Origin of the sequence: Endozoicomonas sp. ALB115 (assembly GCF_049310245.1) — a bacterium.
Classification (GTDB): Bacteria; Pseudomonadota; Gammaproteobacteria; order Pseudomonadales; family Endozoicomonadaceae; genus Endozoicomonas.
The window spans coordinates 20,130-41,822 of sequence record NZ_JBLYZG010000029.1 but is presented as its reverse complement, the minus strand read 5'-3'; the positions used below and the strand labels follow the sequence as shown (position 1 = coordinate 41,822).

Sequence of the window (21,693 nt, the reverse complement as noted above, 5' to 3'; positions counted from 1 at the left end):
ATTGAATAATTGAATAATTGAATAATTGAATAATTGAATAATTGAATAATTGAATAATTGAATCTGAGATTATGACTGTTCTTTACTTAAAAAGTTCCCCTTTGATTCAGTCAGCTTGAAAACCGGGCAGGTGGGGAGGGCAATGGAGTTTGCTTCAGACTCATCTTTCTTGCTCTATTCGCTTCTTTTACAAAGGCAGTAGCTTGCCTGCCAGCGATTCTGGCTTTTTCTATATCGCCGGTATTCTTCAATACCGGATAGTAAGCCTTTCGGTAAGCCTTTTGGTAATTCCTTACATAAGCCTTCCGGCAATCCTTCTTGAAAGCCTTTAGCTTAACAGACTCCTCATGAATTCTCTGGGCAGCCTTCGCCGGTTCACTGGACTGTTCGTTGGCCTTCTGGTTAGTCGTGCGGTAAGACCTCTGGTAAGCCTTACGATAAGCCTTATATTTCTCTGACCTGCGGTAAGCCTTGTAGTAGGCCTTCCCCTTCTCTGACTGACGGTAAGCCTTGAAGAAAGCCCTGTAGTAAGCCTTCCCCTTCTCAGACTGACGGTAAGTCTTCTGGTAAGCCTTCATTTTCTCTGACCTTGTGCAACCCTTCTGGTAAGTCTTATCAGTGATAGTGGCCAGAGGTTCATCGGGAGTGTGCTGAACATCAGCAACTGATAAGCTTTGCGAGGTGAATTCCCCTGAACCTGAAACATTATTTCCTACAGTGCCTGTCAATGTTGCGGTGGGTGGGGGATGATTAGCATTAATGGCGTATAAGTGAGCATTCGCATCACCGGCCATACTCCAAACCCGATCAATTCTTATTTCTGATTGACCGGTAAGCGCTTTAGTATTTTGGCCGATTTGTTGGTATGCACCGGGTGTATATGATGAGCCTGGCAGTTCACTTTGTTCAGATTCATGAGAAGCAACAACATTGACTGGCATGTTTTTAAAATGAACATCACTGAATGAGCTATTGAAGCTTGCACCACATGGAATCAAGGGGTTTAAATACCTGACGGGTGCAGTTTGTTCAACCGGCCGCCCAAATGCTAAACCTCTATGTTGCGGCCAGCCATGCACAACCAATCCATTGCTCGACATAACAGACTCATAGGCTTTGTGAAACTCCAAATATAAGGAGTGAGAGTTAAAATATGGGTCAGTCATTGAATAATTGAATAATTGAATAATTGAATCACAAGCTAGGACTGTTCTTTCTTGTAAAAGTTCCTCTATAACATGAACTGCCCAGGGTTTATGTCAACCCAGCATAAAGAAATGCAATAGATATGAACAACGATGATGTAAAGCTGTTGACAAGTCAGCGCACGGCTGACGAGGAAGACGGTGGTCACCGTTGCTGGCTATGCCAAAGCAGCCATGCGCCAGGACCACCAACAGGAAATAGTTAAAGGCCGTAAAGCTTCGCCAGGTACTCAGCCACCGAGTGGTCATCACAATGACCAATACGCTCAAGTCCCGGCAGACTGTTCACCAGCGATGGGTCAGCATTACCCATCACCACACCTTTGCCGACGCTGGACAGCATCTCAAAGTCATTCATACCATCACCAAAAGCGATGGCATCCTGCAGACCATAGCCTTTCAGCTTCAGCACCTCTTCCAGTGCTGTCCCCTTGCAAACGCCCGGTGCCATAATTTCAAAACACTCCGGCAGAGAGTAGGTCATATAAAACTGATCACCGTAAAGTTCACGGGCCCGGTCAGACAGTGGCAATAAGTCAGCGTGGGATTCCGCGACAAAAAAGATCTTCTGGATGGCACTGGTTTCAACCGTATCAAAATCAGCCAAATGATAGGTAAAGCCGCTCGCCTTGCTGAACCCATGTAGGTCCTTATGCTCAACCTCAACCCGCCACTGCTCTCCCTGATAAACGCTGGTATGAACCTTATCTGCAAAGGGTTTTCGCAGGGACAATAATGGCTGCACAAATTCGGGGTTAATATCGTGCTGAACAATCATTTCGCCCTTCGGATTATGAACTCTGGCACCATTACTGGTAATCAGATACATATCCACGCCAAGCTGTGATCTTATTCTTTCAACATCCTGAAAGTGGCGGCCAGTAGCAAAAATAAATTTGATACCTTTCTCACTCAGATACCGAATCACGTCACGGGTTCTGGGAGAAAGTTCATGCTGTTTGGTGAGCAGAGTTCCATCAAGATCGGATACAACCACTGGATACATATAAATACCTCTATGCAAATCCTATTGCAGAAAACTGAGGAAGAGTATCCTGAGGAAGCAGGCAGTCCCTTCCATTAAAAAGAATACCTGCTAACGTAAGGTCAGGTGAAAAATCGTTCAATCCGTAGTTTTCTCAATCAGGAAAACGCCAGCTCCCCATCCTGCACTGCCACGTTAATGGTATCACCTGGTTTATATCGGCCAGATAGAATAGCTTCAGCCAGCGGGTTTTCTATGCTCCGTTGAATAGCCCGCTTCAATGGCCGGGCACCATACACCGGGTCAAAACCGACTTCTGCCAGCTGATCCATTGCCTCATCAGAAAGCGTCAGCCGTAGATTATTGTCCGCCAGCCTGCGATCCAGGTTAGCCAACTGTATGCTGGCGATGGATTTGATCTGGCTGGCACCCAGCGGATGGAATACCACTACCTCATCAATCCGGTTAACAAACTCTGGCCGGAAGTGCGTGCCTACCACCTCAATCAGGGTACTCTTCAGCTGTTCAAAATCGGTTTCACCGGTCTCTTTGTTCTGGAATGTCTGAATAAGGTCAGACCCCAGGTTTGATGTCATGACAATAACGGTATTTTTAAAGTCTACCGTTCTCCCCTGACCATCGGTCAGACGACCATCTTCCAATACCTGCAGAAGAATATTAAAAACATCCGGATGCGCCTTCTCAACTTCATCCATCAACACCAGAGAGTACGGCTTACGACGTACGGCTTCGGTCAGGTAGCCACCTTCCTCATAACCTACATACCCCGGAGGCGCACCTAACAGGCGGGAAACCGAGTGTTTCTCCATAAACTCTGACATGTCGATACGGACGATGGCATCTTCCGTATCAAACAGAAATTCAGCCAGCGCCTTACACAGTTCGGTCTTACCAACACCGGTTGGGCCAAGGAACATAAAGGAGCCGTTAGGGCGGTTGGGATCCGCTAACCCGGCCCGGGAGCGCCGCACCGCATTAGCAACCGCAATCACTGCCTCATCCTGGCCAACCACCCGTTTATGGAGCGCATCCTCCATACGCAGCAACTTCTCTTTCTCGCCTTCCAGCATCTTGGCAACCGGAATGCCTGTCCATTTGGACACCACTTCAGCAATCTCTTCTTCCGTGACCCGGTTTCTCAGCAGCTGATGCTCGCCGGTTTCCAGCGCATCCGCCTGGGCCAGCTGTTTATCCAGTTCCGGCAGGGTGCCATACTGTATTTCAGACATTTTGGTTAAATCCCCTGCCCGTCTGGCGGCTTCCAGCTCAATCAACAGTTTTTCTTTTGCTTCTCGCAGCTTCTGCCCCCCTTGCAACTGGGCTTTTTCTGCTTTCCAGACATCTTCCAGGTCCGAGTATTCGCGCTCCAGTTCACCAACCTGCTCATTCAGCCTGGCCAGACGCTCCCTGGACGCTTCATCATCTTCTTTCTTCAGGGCTTCCTGCTCTATTTTGAGTTGAATCAGGCGACGTTCCAGTCGATCCATGGCTTCCGGCTTGGAGTCCATTTCCATCCGAATACGGCTGGCGGACTCATCAATCAGATCAATCGCCTTATCCGGCAGTTGTCGATCAGTGATATAACGCTGGGACAGTTTGACCGCAGCAATAATGGCCGGATCAGTAATATCAACCCCGTGATGCGCCTCATAGCGTTCCTTCAGGCCACGGAGAATGGCGATGGCATCCTCTTCCGTGGGCTCATCCACCAGCACCTTCTGGAAACGCCTTTCAAGGGCCGCGTCTTTCTCAATATATTGTCTGTACTCATCGAGGGTCGTGGCACCGACACAATGCAACTCGCCCCTGGCCAGCGCAGGTTTCAACATGTTCCCGGCGTCCATGGCCCCATCCGCTTTACCGGCACCCACCATGGTATGTATTTCATCAATAAACAGGATGATCTGACCTTCCTGTTTGGCCAGGTCATTCAGCACTGACTTCAGCCGCTCTTCAAACTCGCCACGGAACTTGGCACCAGCGATCAATGCGCCCATATCCAGCGATAGCAGCCTTTTTCCTTTCAAACCTTCAGGCACTTCACCATTGACGATACGCTGGGCCAGTCCTTCAACAATGGCGGTTTTACCGACGCCCGGCTCTCCAATAATCACCGGATTATTTTTGGTTCTTCGTTGCAGAACCTGGATCGTCCGCCGGATTTCATCATCCCGGCCAATGACCGGATCCAGCTTACCCACTTCTGCACGTTCGGTCAGATCAATGGTGTATTTGCTCAGGGAGTTTCGGGAATCTTCCGCATTCGGGTCGTCAATAGACGCGCCTCCGCGAATATTTTTAATAGCGTTTTCCAGCGCTTTCTGGCTGACTCCCTGACTGCTCAGTAATTTGCCCAGCGGACCACTGTCTTCCATCATGACCAGCAGCATGGTTTCACTGGAAATAAACTGGTCACTGGCCTGCTGTGCTTTTTTGTCCGCAAGGTTCAGCATTCGATAGAGGGCCTGGGACGTCTGAATATCACCGGTCGGCGATGACACCCTGGCCAGCTGTTCCAGCATGTCGGTCAGCTCACCACGAAGGGTGTTCACATCAAAGCCGACCTGCATCAGCAGAGGCTTGACCGAGCCTCCCTTCTGGTCGATGAGCGCAAGCAAAAGGTGGACGGGCTCAATCTGACTGTTATCTTTGCCAATAGCCAGAGACTGGGCATCAGACAGAGCTGACTGGAGTTTGCTGGTCAGCCGATCCATTCTCATAATGACCTTCTCCTACTCATGATCTCACTTCCGGTTTTTACTTTTAAATAGCCAGAAACAGATGATTTCATATGGTTAGGTATCTATATAGTGCTGGTGTGTGGCATTTCAAGGATGAACAGTAAATCGTAACTGCGAAAACATCTTTTTATTTAATCAACAGGAACCAATCACGCTTATTGCCAGTCTGCTCTTTTTGAACCCACCATAATGAGAATGAACTGATGAACTGTTTAGCTGGGATCAGCCGGTTAAATTTCAACCGGCAAAACCCTCAAAATGTTTCGACTCCAACAGATGCCTACCAAAAAAAACCACCAAACACCATTAACCAGTTTAAACACGGACAAATAGCAACAATAAGTTCACCAACCCGGCATTTACAAAGTTTCGATAACCTGACCGGAGACTTCGTAAGAAAAACATCCATTGCGCAAGTACCCTCAGAAAGCCAATGGATCGAACTGGCTGTTCGCAAAGTAGAACCAGCACCAGAGACGCCCCTTATGAGCACTTTCCAACCGATATCTGAGCCAGCAGATAACTGTTACCCACAAGACAACCGTTGTCTGATCAAACCCGACACCGATAAACAATAGGCTTCAGAATCCCATGACCACCATTGGACTGCTAACCGCACCTATACCAAACCACTCCCCCCCATTCCTGAATGAACCTTTCCCCTCCCCGAAACAGAAGCAGGAAACATTTAAGCGGGAAGGCAAAAGGCTCCGGGGAGGTCTGTATCAGGCCAGAGATGGCACTCTCCAGATCAGGGAGGCCATCCTTCCCGACGCATTTCCATCGCGACGGTAAGAATAGAAAAGATCAGACTGGTCATAACTACAGAACTCACCACCGTACACCTTGTTAATGCCAAGCCTGCTCAGCCGCCTGCGCGCCAGCAAATAAAGATCGGCAAACCAGCGATCACCACGGCCGGGAATAAATGCTTCAGAGCAACCAGCATCTTCCGCCAGGAACTGCTCCCTGACTTCCGGTCCAACCTCAAAATTATGCTGACCGATGGCAGGCCCCAGCCAGGCCATAACGGTTTGGGGTGGCACTGCCATGGAATGCACCGTCGCTTCAAGAACCCCGCCCACTAACCCTTTCCAGCCAGCATGAGCGGCCGCGACCACCGTTCCTTCCAGGTTACAGAACAGAACCGGTAAACAGTCTGCCGTCAGCACAGCACAGGCTGCTCCCGGTTGGCGGGAAACCGAAGCATCTGCTTCCGTTTCCTGCTGATCAGCATTGGCATCAGCAACGGCAACACCATGCACCTGTCTTAACCACAGCGGGGATGTTGTCAGATCAAGGTCCTGCTCCAGTCGCTGCCGGTTTGCCCGAACCGTGTCCTGATCATCACCACAGTAGAGCCCGAGGTTGAAGCTGGAAAAACCAGCGTCACTCAGCCCACCCTTTCGGGTAGTCACTAACGCTTTAACACCCTCCGGTGCAGGCCAGTCGGCCCAGAGGAAGCGCTCACTGCTCACTCACATTCTCCTCTGCCTTAATCTGAGAGCGGCTCATTGGCAGCCAGACTGTCCAATAACATTTGGAAATCATCGGTCAGGGGCACCTCCCATTCCATATACTCACCCGTGGCCGGATGTATCAGACCAAGCTGACGGGCATGAAGGGCCTGTCGTCTGAATGCTCTCAGAACGACTTCCAACGCAGCCGGGCATGACTTGGGCAACTTAAGCCCCCCACCGTAAAGGTCATCACCCACCAGGGGGAAGTGCTGGTGACTCATATGCACACGGATCTGATGAGTTCTGCCCGTTTGCAGGTTAAGTCGGATATGGGTGTGCGCCTTATAACGTTTCACTACCCGGTAATGGGTAACAGACGGTTTGCCACCGCGCACAACGGCCATCTTCAAGCGGTTTTGCGGGTGTCGGCCGATCGGTGCATCAACCACACCCCCTCCCGTCATTACCCCTCGCACAACCGCCTCATATTCGCGATGAACCGTACGATCCTGCAGCTGTGCAACAAGGTCGGTGTGCGCTGCCGGGGAACGGGCAACCACCATCAGGCCGGTGGTATCCTTATCCAGCCGGTGCACAATGCCAGCCCGGGGCAACGCTGCATTATCCGGATAGTGATACAACAGGGCGTTGAGCAGCGTCCCAGTATAATTTCCTGCAGCGGGATGCACCACCAGACCTGCTGGCTTATTGATCACCATGATATGGTTATCCTGATAAACAACGTTCAACGGGATATTTTCCGCCGTCCATTGCCCTTCAGGCTGAACCTCAACGGACAGAGATAACTGTTCCCCGCCATAGAGCTTCTCTTTTGGTTTTCGGGCATCGCCATCCACCACCAGAAAGCCCTCACGAATCCACTCCTGAAGCCGGGCCCTGGAAAACTCCGGAAAACAGGCCGCCGCTATCTGATCAAATCGACGACCACCCTGATCATCAGGCACCGTGACACTCTCTTTGATGACATGTTTAGTAACTTCGCCCATTCAGCAACACTCAGTTCATAAATCTACTTTCAGTACCGACAACGCAAACCGCACATACCTGTAACCAGAACGCCGTAAAATCTTGTCTTTTCGTTTTCCGGCAGACTATGTTTAAATGCAGCTTTAGTAAGTCTTTTTATCGGTTTGAAGAGTTTATCACAAGAAGACTCTGAAGCCTGAGTGGTTGTCGAAAGCGACAGAAAATGATGTGTTAAAGAGCACGGGACAAGTACGGAAACCAATCAACACCATGACCATCTTGACTGCAAAATTGCCCAGGGTACTGCCCCCGTTTCTCACCAGATCCATTTTGATGGTGTTTGCCACTATCCTTCTGGCGGGCTGTGCATCCACCGAAAATAAAGAGCAACTCCCGGAAGCCCTGTCTGAGCCTGAGCTTTACCAACTGTCCAGCAAGGCGCTTGAGGACGGTCGCTATTCCGAAGCCATTAAATCTCTGAGAACCCTGGAGTCCCGCTATCCTTTTGGTTCATTTGCTGAACAGGCACAACTGGATATCATTTACGCCTATTTCAAAAATGCCGAGCCGGAAGCCTCCAGGGCTGCCGCTGACCGTTTTATCCGCCTGCACCCGCAACACCCTGATGCAGACTACGCCTATTACATCAAAGGGCTGGCGTCCAACACTGCGTCCATGGGTCTGCTGGAGCGATACCTGCCAATGGATCTGACCCGCCGTGACCCTGGCCAGGCCCGGGTATCATTTAACGAGTTTTCTGAATTGCTGAGCCGTTACCCCGAGAGTAAATACGTGCCGGATGCCCGCCAGCGCATGGTTGCCCTCCGTAACCGGCTGGCCGAGTATGAAATTCATGCCGCTAACTATTATCTGAAACGTAAGGCCTATGTCGCTGCGGTCAACCGTGGGCGCTATGTTGTCGAGAATATGCAACAGACACCTGCCGTTCCCGAAGCCCTGGCCATTATGGTCGAAGGCTATCAACATCTGGAACTGCCAGAACCCGCCGGTGAGGCCCTGGAGGTGTTGAGGCTGAACTACCCGAACCACCCGGCACTGGACAAGAATGGCAATTTTGTAGGTTACAAGGTGTTTGAAGACGTTGATCCATCCATCTGGAGCACGCTAACCTTCGGCCTGATTGGCCGCTCCAAACCCAAAATTCAGGACGCACCTCCACCACAGCCACCTGTGGTGAATTGAGGCGATATACCTTTTCCAAGTCTATCTGGCTAGCACATGACCAAAACCGTTAAATGCCCACAGTGCGGAACAGCCGTGAAGTGGGTTCCCGAAAGCAAGTACCGTCCCTTTTGCTCAGAACGCTGCAAGCTGATTGACTTTGGTGCCTGGGCAAAAGAAGAACATACCATTCCGGGTGATCCGGCCTTTGATGACCTGATGTCCCAGGAGCTTGATGAGGTGCCCACCCGGCATTAAGTAGTCATGTTCAGGGCCTGTTGACGCTCAGGACGATATGCAAGCCAATAAAAAAACCGGGGATATCCCCGGTTTATGGCACTAATTTTCAAGCTTTGCTGCCATGGGCAAACGATGGCTTGAGATCAGGTGAGTCTCGAAGATTTATACCCCCTCTTCACCATTATTAGTCTTCACAGATTCCGAATCTTGCTTATCAACAGAAACCTCTGCACCAGGTTGGTTTCCAGTGGCATTTTGACCCAGCGGAGACAAGAGGATCACAGCAGGTTCTTCCGGTTGAAAATACAGGGCAGAATTATCAAACGACAAAGGCTGCTCACCTTCACCGCCTTCACCGCCTTCAATGCCTTCAATGCCTTCAGCTTTACCTGCATTATCATCGACGGAATGCGAGTCAAAATCCTCTTCGTTGATCTGCCCAAGACCATTAATTTTTGACTCTGATTCCCTGGCACACTCCTCCAGAGCCTTAAAGGCAACATGAACACCTTCTTCAAAATCCACCCTTTCATTATAAAATTGATCCATGCGATCCAACAAAATGTTCAACTGGCTTAAATTGATACTAACAACCCTCTTAACAGCCCCCGGCGCTAAAACGGTAAGGTTAAAGATTGGATCCTTCCCATCCTCATTCATTTCAACCTTTACAACAGAGTTAATATCTAAATTTTGCAACTCTTCACGACTTACCAAATTTTCCTCAGCCAGCACATCTTTCGAATCTTTCGAATCATGCATAACTTTGAAATCTTTAAAAAGGTCATTCAGATATTTCTCTTGCCAGGTTTTTTGCCGTTCCTTCGTCAACTCTTCTGCCATAAAACGGGTTATTTTCTGTTCCCTTACCAACTCTTTCTCCGTAGAAATAGACCTATTTGTTTCTCTGAAAGCATGTAGAAAATTAATACCTGCGATACTCCTTAAACTTTCAGTTTTATTCTTATGATGAATAGCAACAGCCTTGTAGTTTTCCCGATCCGTCTGCAGTTCTTTCAGTATTCTTTCCTGCCGTTTTAATCTTACGCCGTTGAATTGAAGCTCCTTATGCTGCCTGCGGATACAACGAACTTTAGATTCGCGCTCTTTATTGAATTTATCCTGTGCCTTCTTTAAAAGCTCTTGCTTTTCTTCATGAGCAATACGAACCAGAGCGTCAGCTTGACTTTCAGCACAAATATTAAGGTCCTCTTTTTCAAGCTTTGCTTGCCTGGCATCCGCTTCTGCAGCAGAAACCCTCTTAAGCAGTGCTTCTTTATCCGCTATCAGTGCTTCTTTATCCGCTTTCAGGGCCGCAAATTCTTCCATGGTTGGAATTTTCTTTTCAACTGCCTGTGTGGTTTCAACACGCCTGTCAGAAAGGTCTTTACCTCTAATACCGTGGATGGCATCACCAACCAGGGAAGGCAAGATTCCAAAAGGCACAAAGACTGCTGCAACTGCACGTCCAAGCCATTTACCGAATGTGCTTCCTTCGTCAAATTTTCTGGAAACACTATCGGCAACTTTGTGGCACCATCTCACGATGGTCCAATCTCTTTTGCGGGGTTCCACAACGGTTACTTGAGGTGCAGGTGCACCGATTGAGCTAGGCATAATAACTTCCTCTATTGGTTGTTTGTGATTTTTTAAAGTGATACTGATGTTTTAGAGAGGAAAATTATGAGTTGGTTCAATAGTCAGTTATAATTTTTAGGAATTAAATAATTTCTAGTTATTTAAAAATCATAATAAAAGCAAAACTGACCAATAATTGATAGGCCCTATAGCTCTGATCAGGCGTTCCGAAGCCAGAGAAAATCAGCCCCAAAAAGCCTGAATGGCGGCAATTCCCCGGGCACCCAGCTGCCGGGCAAGATGCGCATCTTCTGGATTCATCCCCCCAAGCCAGAACACAGGGACTTTTGCCATGCCAGTCAGCATTTTAGCCCGCTCCAACCCAAGAGGGCTGGCCTCAGGATGGGAAGCGGTTGCCTTGACCGGTGACAGGGTAATAAAGTCCACCGCCATTGCCTCAGCCGCTTTGATCTGCGCCTTATCGTGACATGAGGCGACCAGAAGCTGGCCGCTATGGCGCTTTTCAGGTTTAACCGGCAAACCCAGCTGACGGGAGGTCAAATGCAGTCCATGGCACCATGACTCTGACAAAAGGGAGAGATCCCCTTTGATGATCAGCGTCCCACCAGCGGCCTGAACGAAACTTGACAGTTCCCGCGCCAGCCGGAGATAGTCACCCGCCTCAAGCCAATGAGCCCGAAATTGAATCAGGCGAATACCGTTATCCAGCGCTGCCAAAACGCTGTTAAAGAGTGCTTCTTTTTCCGCAAAATGCCCGGTAATCATATAATGGTCAGGAAGTTGCAGCGCCCGGAGAATCACCTTATTGGCTTCAGGAAACTCATAGTCATTAAGACAATCCTTCTCAACCCACCGAATCAACTGACCTTCATTGCCTTTCGGCTCGCCCTGAATACCACTGACCACCCAGGTATCCAGTAATACGGACTTATCAGGGTAGTCATGGCGAATTTTGATGAGTGGTGAAAAAGTGGCAACGCCGATATCCAGCTCTTCGCGAAGTTCCCGGCTCAGGGCGACCCTGATATCTTCCCCGGGCTCGACTTTACCGCCGGGAAACTCCCATAAACCACCCATGTGTTTATCTTCAGGACGTTTGGCCAGTAAAACCCGGCCATCGTCCCCAAGAATCACAGCAACTGCCACATGAACCACGTTTCTATTGTCAATAATCATTGGGGCAATGGATTCAGGTGCGATACTCGGCATTGATCTTTACATACTCATGGGATAAATCGGTCGTCCAGATCTCTTCGGTGCAATGGCCTGCGCCCAGGGAAATCCTGATCAGGATGTCCTCCTGATCCATCACTTTCTGGCCGGCCTCTTCGGTATAACCCACTGCGGGCTGGCCGCAGTCAACAATGGCGGTATCCCCCAGCCAGATGGATACACGGTCAATCTCAAGCGTAGGAATGTCGGCCCGGCCAACCGCTGCCAGAATTCGCCCCCAGTTTGGGTCACTGGCAAACAGGGCAGTTTTAACCAGTGGCGAATGGGCGACGGTATAAGCCACTTCCAGGGCGTCCTGATGGGTGGCCGCCTCTGCCACTTTTACAGTGACAAATTTGGTGGCTCCCTCGCCATCCCTGACAATTGCCTGGGCAAGCTCAACGGCCACCTCGCGAAGGCTCACCGCTAACTTCCCGGCCAACCCGGAATCTCGGGCAGTGATTGGATCATTACCAGCCGCCCCTGTGGCAACCACCATAAAGCTGTCATTGGTCGATGTATCACCATCGATGGTGATCCGGTTAAAGGATTGGTTGGTAATGTCCAACAACAGGTTTTGCAAAAACGTTTGTTCAACCGCCGCATCCGTTGCGATATAAGCCAGCATGGTGCCCATATTGGGTTTGATCATTCCGGCACCCTTACTGATTCCGGAGACCGTATAGGTGGTTCCCTCATGTTGAAATTGGCGACTGCTGCCTTTAGGTCGCGTATCGGTGGTCATGATGCCTTCAGCGGCATGCAACCAGTTATCTTCTTGCAAATCAGACAGCGCCGCTGGTAGCGCTGCACAGAGCGTATTGACCGGAAGCTGCTCACCAATCACGCCGGTTGAAAACGGCAGGACCTGACACTCATTAACGCTGGACAACGTCGCCAGCTCGGATGACGTCAGCCTGGCTGCCGCCATTCCCTGTTCACCGGTGCCTGCATTGGCATTGCCGGTGTTAATCAGAAAGTAACGGGGATCACCGGTTAAGCGCTCACGGCTTAAATGAACCGGGGCCGCACAGAAGCGGTTAAGGGTAAAAACCCCGGCCACGGAGCTGCCCTTATCCCAGTTCATAACCACAAGATCCCGGCGGCCGGGTTTTCTGATCCCCGCCATAGCCGTTCCCAGGCGAAAGCCCCTGACCGGTTTCACTGCCGCCCATTCCCCAGAACCCGTTGCCATGATTGACTCCATTGGTGATATCGCTGCTTATTCTTGACTGATTTTGTTGTTACGCCTTGAGCAGATGCTGATGCACAAACAAAAACGGGTCAGCCTGTTAAAGCTGACCCGCAGTTTAAGTTACCTGCCCTGATCAGGCAATTTTACCGTGGCACTGTTTAAACTTCTTACCGGAACCACATGGACACGGATCGTTCCGCCCCACTTTACGCCCTTCCCGGACAAATGGCTGGTGTGCTTCCTCTTCAGGTGCTTCCTGCCCGGTTGCTTCTGCTTCTACACCCTGGGCCCTGGCATGCTCAAACTGCATTCTCCGGGCCATTTCCTCACGACGCTGACGTTCCATCTCAGCGGTTCGATCATCTTCCTGCACCTGTACATGGGAGATAATACGAATCGTGTCGTACTTGATATCCTCAAGCATCTGCTGGAATAACTCAAACGCCTCACGCTTGTATTCCTGCTTGGGGTTCTTCTGGGCATAACCACGGAGATGAATACCCTGTCTCAGGTGGTCCATGGTGGCCAGATGCTCTTTCCACTTGTCATCCAGAATCCGCAGCAGAATATGCTTTTCAAAGTTGCGCAGAACTTCAGCACCGGCCAATTCTTCCTTCTTGCGGTAGGAATCGATTACCCCCTGGAGAATACGCTCACGGAGCGCCTCTTCATCCAGACGATCATCTTCATCCAGCCACTGCTGAACCGGCATACGCTCATTGAGCTCGCTGGCCAGTTTCTCTTCCAGACCTTTCACATCCCACTGCTCTTCCAGGCTCTGGGGTGGAATGTGCTGACTGATCAGGCCACTGACCACGTCTTCACGCAGTGCTTCAATACTGGAAGAAACATCCTCTGCACTGAGCAGTTCATCCCGTTGATGATAAATGACCTTACGCTGGTCATTGGCAACATCATCATATTCCAGCAGCTGCTTACGAATATCAAAGTTGCGACCTTCCACTTTACGCTGGGCTTTTTCGATGGCATTGGTCACCATGCGGTGTTCAATGGCTTCACCTTTTTCCATGCCCAGGGCTTTCATAAAGTTCTTGACCCGCTCAGAAGCAAAAATCCGCATCAGGCTGTCTTCCAGAGACAGATAAAAACGGGAAGAGCCCGGGTCGCCCTGACGACCGGAACGGCCTCTTAACTGGTTATCAATACGTCGTGACTCGTGACGCTCGGTACCGATAATATGCAGACCACCGGCTTCAAGCACCGCCATGTGGCGTTTCTGCCAATCCGCTTTGATCTGATCAATTTGCTCCTGGGCCGGGCTACCCAGCTCGGCAACTTCTGCCTTCCAGTTACCGCCCAGCATGATATCGGTACCACGGCCCGCCATATTGGTGGCGATGGTGACCGCACCGGGGCGACCAGCCTGGGCGATGATATCGGCTTCTTTCTCATGGAATTTGGCATTCAGTACCTGGTGAGCAATGCCCGCTTTATCAAGAGCTTTGGACAGATGCTCAGAAGAGTCGATAGACGCCGTACCCACCAGAACCGGACGCTCAGCTTTCACCGTTTCCTTGATATCTTCAATAATGGCGTCGTATTTTTCCGCGATCGTCAGATAGACGAGATCATTGCCATCCTGACGAACCATCTCCTTGTGGGTAGGAATAACAATCACGTCGAGGCCATAAATCTGACGGAACTCGAACGCTTCGGTATCGGCAGTACCGGTCATGCCGGAGAGCTTGTCATAATTCCGGAAATAATTCTGGAACGTTGTGGAAGCCAGAGTCTGGCTCTCCGCCTGAATGCGCAACCCTTCTTTCGCTTCAATCGCCTGATGGAGACCTTCCGAGAGACGACGGCCCGGCATGGTACGACCGGTGTGCTCATCTACCAGCAGAACTTCATTATTCTGAACAATGTATTCCACATTGCGGTTAAACAGCACATGGGCTTTCAGGGCTGAGTTCGCATGGTGCAGCAGGTTCAGGTTGTTGGAGGCGTAAAGGCTTTCCCCTTCCGGCAACAAACCTTCCTGTTGCAGCAGCTCTTCAATAAACTGATGGCCCAGTTCATTCAACTCAACCTGGCGGGTCTTCTCATCGACTGAGTAATGACCGGTAAATTCAACGGTATTGGGATCCTGGTCTTCAGGAATGGGCTCCTGCCGTTGCAGCCTGGGAACCAGCTGATTCATCTTTTTATAAAGTTCTGAGGAGTCTTCAGCCGGACCGGAAATAATCAGCGGTGTTCTGGCCTCATCAATCAGAATCGAGTCAACCTCATCGACAATGGAGAAGAAGAGATCACGCTGGAAGCGATCTTCCTTCCGGAAGGCCATATTGTCACGAAGGTAGTCAAAACCAAACTCGTTATTGGTTCCGTAGGTGATATCCGCCTGATAAGCCTGACGCTTCTCTTCCGGATCCTGCTGCGGAACAACAATGCCCACGCTCATCCCCAGAAACTCATAGAGCGGGCGCATCCAGTTCGCATCACGACGGGCCAGATAATCATTCACGGTAACCACATGAACGCCCTGACCGGGAATGGCGTTCAAATAAGCAGGCAGGGTGGCCACCAGTGTCTTACCTTCACCGGTGCGCATCTCGGCAATGCGCCCTTCATGGAGGGTCATGCCACCAATAAGCTGGACATCAAAATGACGCATGCCCATCACCCGCTTGCCCGCCTCACGAACCACAGCAAACGCCTCAGGCAACAGGTCATCAAGGGTTTCGCCTTTGTTGAAGCGCTCGCGAAACTCTCCGGTTTTAGCCTTCAGCTCATCGTCGCTCAAAGCCGCCAGGCTTTCTTCCAGGGCATTGATTGATTTGACAATCTTACCCATCCGTTTCAGCTGGCGGTCATTCCGGCTACCAATAACTTTCTTAATTAACGAAGCAAACATAAGTTGTTAACAGTCTCACACTCTGTTTCCGGAGCTGTCCTCCTACCGACAAATCCGGGCCGGAGCAGACAAGCGCACAATAGTCCAACATTCTATGACAATCACGGCAAAGTCTCACCTATATTAGCTGTATTTCTGTGCTGTCCATTAAGCTGAGTCGGTAAAAAATATTCAATGCTTTCAAGCTGCTTTAGATTTTTGCACTGGCATTGAACTGACGGCATACTGGTGCGCCTGAAAATCTGATCACCCCTTTGGCAACAGAGCTCAGAAAAATCTCAATCAGGGTGGCGAAAGACAGCAAGAGACATACCCTTATGATTTACAATTCAATTTTAGAAACAATCGGCCAGACTCCCATCGTTAAAATCAATCGCCTGGCACCGGCACACGTCAACTTCTACGTGAAGGCCGAGTACTTTAACCCTATGGCCTCTGTAAAGGACCGATTGGCATTTGCCATCATCAACGACGCCCGGCAAAAGGGTGAACTTGAAGAAGGCCAAACCGTCGTAGAAGCGACCTCCGGTAATACAGGTATCGCCATGGCCATGGTGTGTGCGGCATTGAACCATCCTTTTGTGGCGGTTATGACCGAAACATTCTCTGTTGAGCGTCGCAAAATCATGCGTGCCCTGGGTGCCAAAGTTGTACTGACGCCGGCTGCCGAGCGTGGTACCGGCATGGTGCGGGTTGCCAAAGAGTTGTCCGAGAAAAACGGCTGGTTCCTGGCTCGACAGTTTGAAAACGAAGCCAATCCTGAATATCACCGAAACACCACCGCCCCTGAAATTTTGCAGGATTTTGCCGGCAAGCGGCTGGATTATTTTGTCAGTGGCTACGGCACTGGCGGTACCATCACCGGTGTCGGTGAAGTACTTAAGGCTGCCCGCCCAAACATCAAAATCATCTGCACCGAACCTGCCGGTGCGGCATTGCTCAGTGGCAAAGAGTGGGCACCGCACAAGATTCAGGGTTGGACGCCGGATTTTATCGCCCCGGTCCTTAACCGTGACGTCATTGATGAAGTATTGCCAGTTAATGACGTGGTTGCCCGTGATACCGCGCTTGAACTGGCCCGCAAAGAAGGCATCTTCTGTGGTATCTCTGCCGGTGCAACGGTTGCGACTGCACTTGAAGTGGCTGAAACTGCACCTGAAGGCTCTACCATTCTGGCCATGTTGCCGGATACCGGCGAACGTTACATGTCTACTTTCCTGTTTGATGATATAGCCGAAGGCTCAGACGACGAAGTACTGGAAACTTTAAAGTAATACTGTCTTGAGTTATTCGATACAGAACCTCGAAGACGGCTCCAGCCTGTTTACAAGTACGGAGCCGTTCACCCTTGCCAATGGCCGGGTATTGGAACACTGGCAGTTGTGTTACGAAACGTTCGGCCATTTGAATAAGCAAAGGGATAATGTTGTTCTGATTCATCATGCCTTGAGTGTAGGGCCCCATGTCGCTGCCACTAAAGCCAATCCGAAAAAGGGTTGGTGGCAGGCCATGGTAGGACCAGGCAAAGCGATTGATACCGACAGGTATCATGTTATTTGCATCAATAATTTGGGCAGTTGTTTTGGTTCAACCAGTCCGGTGACCATTAACAAGGAAACCGGCAAGCCCTGGAGAGGGGACTTTCCGGAGGTGGTAATGGAAGACATGGTGCACAGTCAGCAGTTATTGCTGGACCACCTCGGCATTGAGAGCCTGTATGCCATGATCGGTAACTCAATGGGCGCTATGGTTTCACTGACCTGGGCAATTGCTTACCCCGATTCGGTGCAAAGGTTACTGTTAACCAGTTCGTCCTATAAGGCATATCCGGCCAATATTGCTAACCGTCGGATCCAGCAGGAATCGATTCGGCTGGATCCGGCTTTTCAAGATGGCAATTATGAACCGGATGCCCAGCTGAATGGATTTCGATTGGCACGAAAGCTTGGGCTTTATACTTATCGTAACGCCGCCGAATGGAACCGACGCTTCAATAGTTTCAACAACATCGGTATGCGTGATGATGAAATCAACAGCTATATGGATTATAACGCCGATCTGTTTTGCCGCAGCTTCGATGCCAATTGCTATTTGGTGCTGACCGCCGCAATGGACCGATATGATGTGACGCAACAATACGAATCGCTCGCAGCCACTTTCGGCAGAATCACCGCTAAAACCACAGTAATTTCGGTAGAGAGTGATATTCTGTTCACTCCGCAACAACAGCAAGAGCTGTACCAGGGTCTGCTAAAGGGACGGGTGGACTGTCACTATATCAATCACCCCTCCCAATATGGCCACGATGCCTTCCTGGTAGAAACCGGAGCCTTCGATCGCTACCTGCGGGTATTTCTCGACTGAAAGCTGAAGTTAAAGAATACCCGCCCTGAGCAAGAAAAAAATCAGCCTTAAATTCTACTTACTTGCTCTGTAGATATATCTCGAAGGGTCCTGAGGCTTGCCATTTTTCAAAACCTCAAAGTGGACATGTGGTCCGGTTGACCGCCCGGAACTGCCCATTTTGGCAATGGCCTGCCCTCTGGTGACAATATCACCGACCTTGACCAGATTTTCATCATTGTGGGCATAACGCGTCAGATAACCATTGCCATGATTGACCTCCACCAGAAGCCCAAAGCCTGAGCGGGTGCCTGACCAGACAACAACACCTGCCGCCACGGAAATAATATCCGAGCCGCGCTTACCGGCAAAATCCACACCATTATGCCAGGCACCCTTACCGGTAAACGGGTCGGTACGGCGACCATAACGGGAAGAGAGCCAGCCTTTTCTGACGGGCAACCCCGCCAGAAATGCATCGTCGTGAAGGGTTCTGCTGGAAATAAGATTATCCAGAAGGTCCAGCTGTTCTTCGCGGTTATCAATCTGATCTGCCAATTGATCAATAGCCTCAATCAGACTCACCTTGCTGTAGGCTGCTTCTGCTTCAGCAAACTCCTGAGGGCCACCCAGTGCAGGCGCTTCATTGAAGTCAAACTCACCGTCATCCAGTTTTGCCTTGCTGGTAAGGCGTTCGCCAAGGGCATCAAGTCGGGTCATACGCCCCTGAAGTTCAGACAGCCTGAGCATCAGGGCATCCAGCTGGTTTTGTGCCTGCTGACGAACCAGGCCAAGATCCTGTTGCTGTGTATCCAGAACCTGTTTCCAGTTTTTGACGCCTTCACTGGTTAACATGTGCTCCTGGTTATTGGTCAACCAGGCATACATTGCGCCACCACCAACGGCCATGGAGAGCAAAAAAGCACAGCAAAACAGAACCCCTACCCGTTTTCCACTTCCGGAATAAGTTCGGGTTCGAGAATGATCCTGGTTAACAACAATAATTTTCATCAGCAACCCTTAATGCCAAACCCGCAGCATATCTCCACTATTGTATTTCAGGAGCATGCAAAATACAGAACCAGAGGACGGATTTCCTCACTTCTACAGCTACGCTCGTCTACATTCCACCCTGCCCAGGAGCCACCTGATACTGATGTTATCGTTGTAAAACGGTATTTTTTAATGCGGTCAACGACAGTTCAAGGTCAAAAAAACAGTACTCTTGAACAACATGCACTTATCAGAAACCAGTTCGGGATAAAGACTTTTTACTGACAGCCTCCTAGAAAAAAGGCCACTATATTGTGGCCTGATTCAAGACTAAAATTGTCCAGCCTCGCAAAAAATCACGTAACAGATCAGCATTAACTCAAAAAGCAGTCATCAGGCCGTTACAGCAACGGGCTTCTGATAGGAGATCGGAGAAACCTCAGCCTCTTCGAAAGTCACTATCTCCCATAACTTCTCATGGGCAAGCAACGTTCTAACCAGTTTATTGTTAAGTTCATGGCCAGATTTATGACCGATGAACTGACCAATCAAACTATGCCCCAGCAAATAAAGGTCGCCGATCGCGTCCAGCATCTTGTGCTTGACAAACTCATCGTGATAGCGGAGGCCATCTTCATTGAGAATTCGGTACTCATCGACAACAACCACATTATCCACGCTGCCGCCAAGGGCCAGATTCTGGGCACGCAGGTACTCGACATCACGCATAAAGCCGAAAGTACGGGCCCTGCTGACTTCCTTCACAAAAGAGGTACTGGAGAAGTCAATCGACGCTGTCTGGGAGCGGCTTTTGAAAACAGGATGATCAAAGTCAATGGTGAAACTTACTTTGAAACCGTCGTATGGTTTGAAGGTTGCCGTTTTATCCCCATCCGTCACCGTCACATCTTCTTTGATGCGAATGAACTTCTTGGGCGCATTCTGCTCCTGGATACCTGCGGACTGGAGCAGGAATACGAATGGACCAGCGCTGCCGTCCATAATAGGAACCTCGTGGGCACTGACCTCAACGTAGGCGTTATCAATACCCAGCCCGGCCAGGGCGGAGAGAAGGTGTTCAACAGTGTCAATTCGGGTGCCGTCTTTATGCAAAGACGTGCACAGTGTCGTCTGCCCGACATTCAGGGCATGTGCCGGAATTTCAATGACCGGGTCAAGGTCTGTACGACAGAAAATGATGCCGGTATCTACGGGAGCAGGCTTAAGAGTAAGGTAAACCTTTTCACCGGAGTGAAGGCCCACGCCCGTAGCACGAATAATATTTTTCAGTGTACGCTGTCTGATCATGATAACGCTGTTCCGCGACCTGAAAGGTCCCTGTTATTTGGATGCAACGTCACATTGTAACAAAAGTAACAATTGAGACAAGTTCGCATTTATACGCCCTGATTAATCCGCCTGACGCCTCAGAAATGCCGGTATATCGAGGTAATCGACACTATCTCCGGTCGCCACCGCTGCCCGTTTACCTTCTTGCCGCGGACCCACTTCCTCTTCCTCCTTCTTTTTGTCACGCAACAGAGGAGAAATGTCCAGCCTGCCATAGTCAGGTGTGCCGTCTTTGTTTTTTGGCGGTGCTTTTTCAACCACCTTCAACTGTTCCCTGGCAACGCCGCCAGCACCAATACCGGTTGCCACAACAGTCACCCGCAGCTCGTCCGTTAATTCCGAGTCAATAACAGTGCCGATAACAACGGTTGCATCGTTAGACGCAAACTGACTTACAACGTCGCCTACCTGGTTGTACTCACCAACGGTAAAGTCAAGGCCGGCAGTAATGTTAACCAGAACACCTTTGGCTCCCTGGAGATCAACATCTTCCAGCAGCGGACTGCGGATGGCTTTCTCAGCTGCTTCTGCTGCACGGCCGCTACCCGTGGCAACTCCGGTACCCATCATCGCCATACCCATTTCTGACATCACCGTGCGAACATCGGCAAAGTCAACGTTGATGAGACCATCACGGGTAATCAGTTCAGAAATCCCCTGCACCGCACCCAGCAGAACATCATTGGCAGCACCAAAGGCATTGAGCAGACTGACATCACTGCCAAGCACTGGCAGTAACTTTTCATTGGGAATGGTAATCAGCGAGTCCACATGTTCCTGAAGCTCTTTAAGACCTTCTTCGGCAACCGCCATTCTGCGCTTGCCTTCAAAACCGAATGGCTTGGTGACCACGGCCACGGTCAGTGCGCCAAGCTCCCGGGCTATCTCGGCAACCACCGGAGCTGCGCCGGTCCCGGTACCACCGCCCATGCCAGCGGCAATAAAGACCATATCCGCACCTTTGAGGAGCTCGGCGATACGCTCCCGGTCTTCCATCGCCGCCTCGCGACCGACATTCGGGTTCGCGCCTGCACCAAGCCCTCGTGTGATCGAGGCTCCCAGCTGCAGGTGAGTATGGGCCTGCAAATGCTGCTTTTTCAGCGCCTGGGCGTCAGTGTTTGCACAGGCAAACTCAACACCTTCGAGCTGACTATTCAGCATGTGGCAGACTGCATTACCACCACCACCACCGACACCGATAACTTTTATGACCGCTTCCTGCGGTACGTTATCCACCAATTCAAACATGGTCATCTCCTTTTTATCACCCTTAATCTAACAAATACTTACCAATACCGTTACTGA

General features: G+C 50.3%; 17 protein-coding genes. 5 read left to right on the top strand and 12 right to left on the bottom strand.

The window, feature by feature from the left end; genetic code table 11:
- Nucleotides 1-110: 110 nt before the first annotated feature.
- The 3 genes from ACO6VE_RS13935 to clpB all read right to left on the bottom strand — a co-directional run bounded on the left by ACO6VE_RS13935 (nt 111) and on the right by clpB (nt 4,931).
- Nucleotides 111-794: a hypothetical protein gene (locus ACO6VE_RS13935; protein WP_422461861.1), complete on the bottom strand. Its 684-nt coding sequence runs from the start codon at nt 792-794 to the stop codon at nt 111-113.
- A 613-nt stretch (nt 795-1,407) separates the two neighbouring features.
- A complete protein-coding gene (locus ACO6VE_RS13930; RefSeq protein WP_422461859.1) occupies nt 1,408-2,211 on the bottom strand; it encodes a Cof-type HAD-IIB family hydrolase in 804 nt (267 codons plus the stop codon).
- A gap of 137 nt (nt 2,212-2,348) precedes the next feature.
- On the bottom strand, nt 2,349-4,931 hold the full coding sequence (clpB, locus tag ACO6VE_RS13925) for an ATP-dependent chaperone ClpB (RefSeq protein ID WP_422461857.1): 2,583 nt from the start codon (nt 4,929-4,931) through the stop codon (nt 2,349-2,351).
- Between the two features lie 224 nt (nt 4,932-5,155).
- Between clpB and ACO6VE_RS13920 the strand changes: the two genes are divergently transcribed.
- Nucleotides 5,156-5,530 carry a hypothetical protein gene (locus ACO6VE_RS13920; RefSeq protein ID WP_422450970.1) on the top strand — a complete coding sequence of 125 codons (375 nt, stop codon included), beginning with the start codon at nt 5,156-5,158 and terminating at the stop codon, nt 5,528-5,530.
- A gap of 147 nt (nt 5,531-5,677) precedes the next feature.
- Here ACO6VE_RS13920 and pgeF read toward each other — a convergent pair whose 3' ends face one another.
- Nucleotides 5,678-6,430, bottom strand: coding sequence for a peptidoglycan editing factor PgeF (gene pgeF, locus ACO6VE_RS13915; RefSeq protein WP_422461855.1), 753 nt, complete (start codon nt 6,428-6,430; stop codon nt 5,678-5,680).
- 17 nt (nt 6,431-6,447) lie between these two features.
- A complete protein-coding gene (rluD, locus tag ACO6VE_RS13910; protein ID WP_422450968.1) occupies nt 6,448-7,419 on the bottom strand; it encodes a 23S rRNA pseudouridine(1911/1915/1917) synthase RluD in 972 nt (323 codons plus the stop codon).
- A 250-nt stretch (nt 7,420-7,669) separates the two neighbouring features.
- On the opposite strand from rluD, the gene ACO6VE_RS13905 reads away from it, so the two are divergent.
- Together ACO6VE_RS13905 and yacG are read left to right on the top strand one after the other, a co-directional pair.
- Complete coding sequence (locus tag ACO6VE_RS13905; protein WP_422450967.1) at nt 7,670-8,602, top strand: outer membrane protein assembly factor BamD; 933 nt, start codon at nt 7,670-7,672, stop codon at nt 8,600-8,602.
- A gap of 36 nt (nt 8,603-8,638) precedes the next feature.
- The gene (gene yacG / locus ACO6VE_RS13900; RefSeq protein ID WP_422450966.1) at nt 8,639-8,839 is read left to right on the top strand and encodes a DNA gyrase inhibitor YacG; all 201 of its coding nucleotides are present in this window, start codon (nt 8,639-8,641) and stop codon (nt 8,837-8,839) included.
- A 144-nt stretch (nt 8,840-8,983) separates the two neighbouring features.
- Here yacG and ACO6VE_RS13895 read toward each other — a convergent pair whose 3' ends face one another.
- The 4 genes from ACO6VE_RS13895 to secA form a co-directional block, all read right to left on the bottom strand.
- Complete coding sequence (locus tag ACO6VE_RS13895; protein ID WP_422461853.1) at nt 8,984-10,438, bottom strand: hypothetical protein; 1,455 nt, start codon at nt 10,436-10,438, stop codon at nt 8,984-8,986.
- Between the two features lie 204 nt (nt 10,439-10,642).
- The gene (locus ACO6VE_RS13890) at nt 10,643-11,629 is read right to left on the bottom strand and encodes a Nudix family hydrolase (protein WP_422461851.1); all 987 of its coding nucleotides are present in this window, start codon (nt 11,627-11,629) and stop codon (nt 10,643-10,645) included.
- Complete coding sequence (gene argJ, locus ACO6VE_RS13885; RefSeq protein WP_422461849.1) at nt 11,610-12,827, bottom strand: bifunctional glutamate N-acetyltransferase/amino-acid acetyltransferase ArgJ; 1,218 nt, start codon at nt 12,825-12,827, stop codon at nt 11,610-11,612. Before argJ ends, ACO6VE_RS13890 begins: the two co-directional genes overlap by 20 nt.
- 133 nt (nt 12,828-12,960) lie before the next feature.
- Entirely contained in the window at nt 12,961-15,702 is a 2,742-nt protein-coding gene (gene secA / locus ACO6VE_RS13880; RefSeq protein WP_422450959.1) for a preprotein translocase subunit SecA, read from the bottom strand.
- Nucleotides 15,703-16,019: 317 nt separating this feature from the next.
- Between secA and cysK the strand changes: the two genes are divergently transcribed.
- Nucleotides 16,020-16,976 carry a cysteine synthase A gene (cysK, locus tag ACO6VE_RS13875; protein ID WP_422450957.1) on the top strand — a complete coding sequence of 319 codons (957 nt, stop codon included), beginning with the start codon at nt 16,020-16,022 and terminating at the stop codon, nt 16,974-16,976.
- A 7-nt stretch (nt 16,977-16,983) separates the two neighbouring features.
- Entirely contained in the window at nt 16,984-18,066 is a 1,083-nt protein-coding gene (metX, locus tag ACO6VE_RS13870) for a homoserine O-acetyltransferase MetX (RefSeq protein ID WP_422450956.1), read from the top strand.
- Nucleotides 18,067-18,120: 54 nt separating this feature from the next.
- On the opposite strand, the gene ACO6VE_RS13865 is transcribed toward metX, so the two are convergent.
- The 3 genes from ACO6VE_RS13865 to ftsZ form a co-directional block, all read right to left on the bottom strand.
- Entirely contained in the window at nt 18,121-19,056 is a 936-nt protein-coding gene (locus ACO6VE_RS13865; protein ID WP_422450954.1) for a M23 family metallopeptidase, read from the bottom strand.
- Between the two features lie 375 nt (nt 19,057-19,431).
- On the bottom strand, nt 19,432-20,346 hold the full coding sequence (lpxC, locus tag ACO6VE_RS13860) for a UDP-3-O-acyl-N-acetylglucosamine deacetylase (protein WP_422461847.1): 915 nt from the start codon (nt 20,344-20,346) through the stop codon (nt 19,432-19,434).
- A gap of 102 nt (nt 20,347-20,448) precedes the next feature.
- Nucleotides 20,449-21,636: a cell division protein FtsZ gene (ftsZ, locus tag ACO6VE_RS13855; RefSeq protein WP_422450950.1), complete on the bottom strand. Its 1,188-nt coding sequence runs from the start codon at nt 21,634-21,636 to the stop codon at nt 20,449-20,451.
- Between the last annotated feature and the right edge of the window lie 57 nt (nt 21,637-21,693).

Coding starts and splice junctions, on each gene's coding strand:
- secA (WP_422450959.1), bottom strand. CDS start 15,702: ATGTTTGCTTCGTTAATTAAGAAAGTTATTGGTAGCCGGAATGACCGC.
- cysK (WP_422450957.1), top strand. CDS start 16,020: ATGATTTACAATTCAATTTTAGAAACAATCGGCCAGACTCCCATCGTT.
- rluD (WP_422450968.1), bottom strand. CDS start 7,419: ATGGGCGAAGTTACTAAACATGTCATCAAAGAGAGTGTCACGGTGCCT.
- ftsZ (WP_422450950.1), bottom strand. CDS start 21,636: ATGTTTGAATTGGTGGATAACGTACCGCAGGAAGCGGTCATAAAAGTT.
- ACO6VE_RS13920 (WP_422450970.1), top strand. CDS start 5,156: ATGAACTGTTTAGCTGGGATCAGCCGGTTAAATTTCAACCGGCAAAAC.
- ACO6VE_RS13895 (WP_422461853.1), bottom strand. CDS start 10,438: ATGCCTAGCTCAATCGGTGCACCTGCACCTCAAGTAACCGTTGTGGAA.
- lpxC (WP_422461847.1), bottom strand. CDS start 20,346: ATGATCAGACAGCGTACACTGAAAAATATTATTCGTGCTACGGGCGTG.
- ACO6VE_RS13930 (WP_422461859.1), bottom strand. CDS start 2,211: ATGTATCCAGTGGTTGTATCCGATCTTGATGGAACTCTGCTCACCAAA.
- yacG (WP_422450966.1), top strand. CDS start 8,639: ATGACCAAAACCGTTAAATGCCCACAGTGCGGAACAGCCGTGAAGTGG.
- clpB (WP_422461857.1), bottom strand. CDS start 4,931: ATGAGAATGGATCGGCTGACCAGCAAACTCCAGTCAGCTCTGTCTGAT.
- ACO6VE_RS13905 (WP_422450967.1), top strand. CDS start 7,670: ATGACCATCTTGACTGCAAAATTGCCCAGGGTACTGCCCCCGTTTCTC.
- ACO6VE_RS13865 (WP_422450954.1), bottom strand. CDS start 19,056: ATGAAAATTATTGTTGTTAACCAGGATCATTCTCGAACCCGAACTTAT.
- argJ (WP_422461849.1), bottom strand. CDS start 12,827: ATGGCAACGGGTTCTGGGGAATGGGCGGCAGTGAAACCGGTCAGGGGC.
- ACO6VE_RS13935 (WP_422461861.1), bottom strand. CDS start 794: ATGGCCGGTGATGCGAATGCTCACTTATACGCCATTAATGCTAATCAT.
- ACO6VE_RS13890 (WP_422461851.1), bottom strand. CDS start 11,629: ATGCCGAGTATCGCACCTGAATCCATTGCCCCAATGATTATTGACAAT.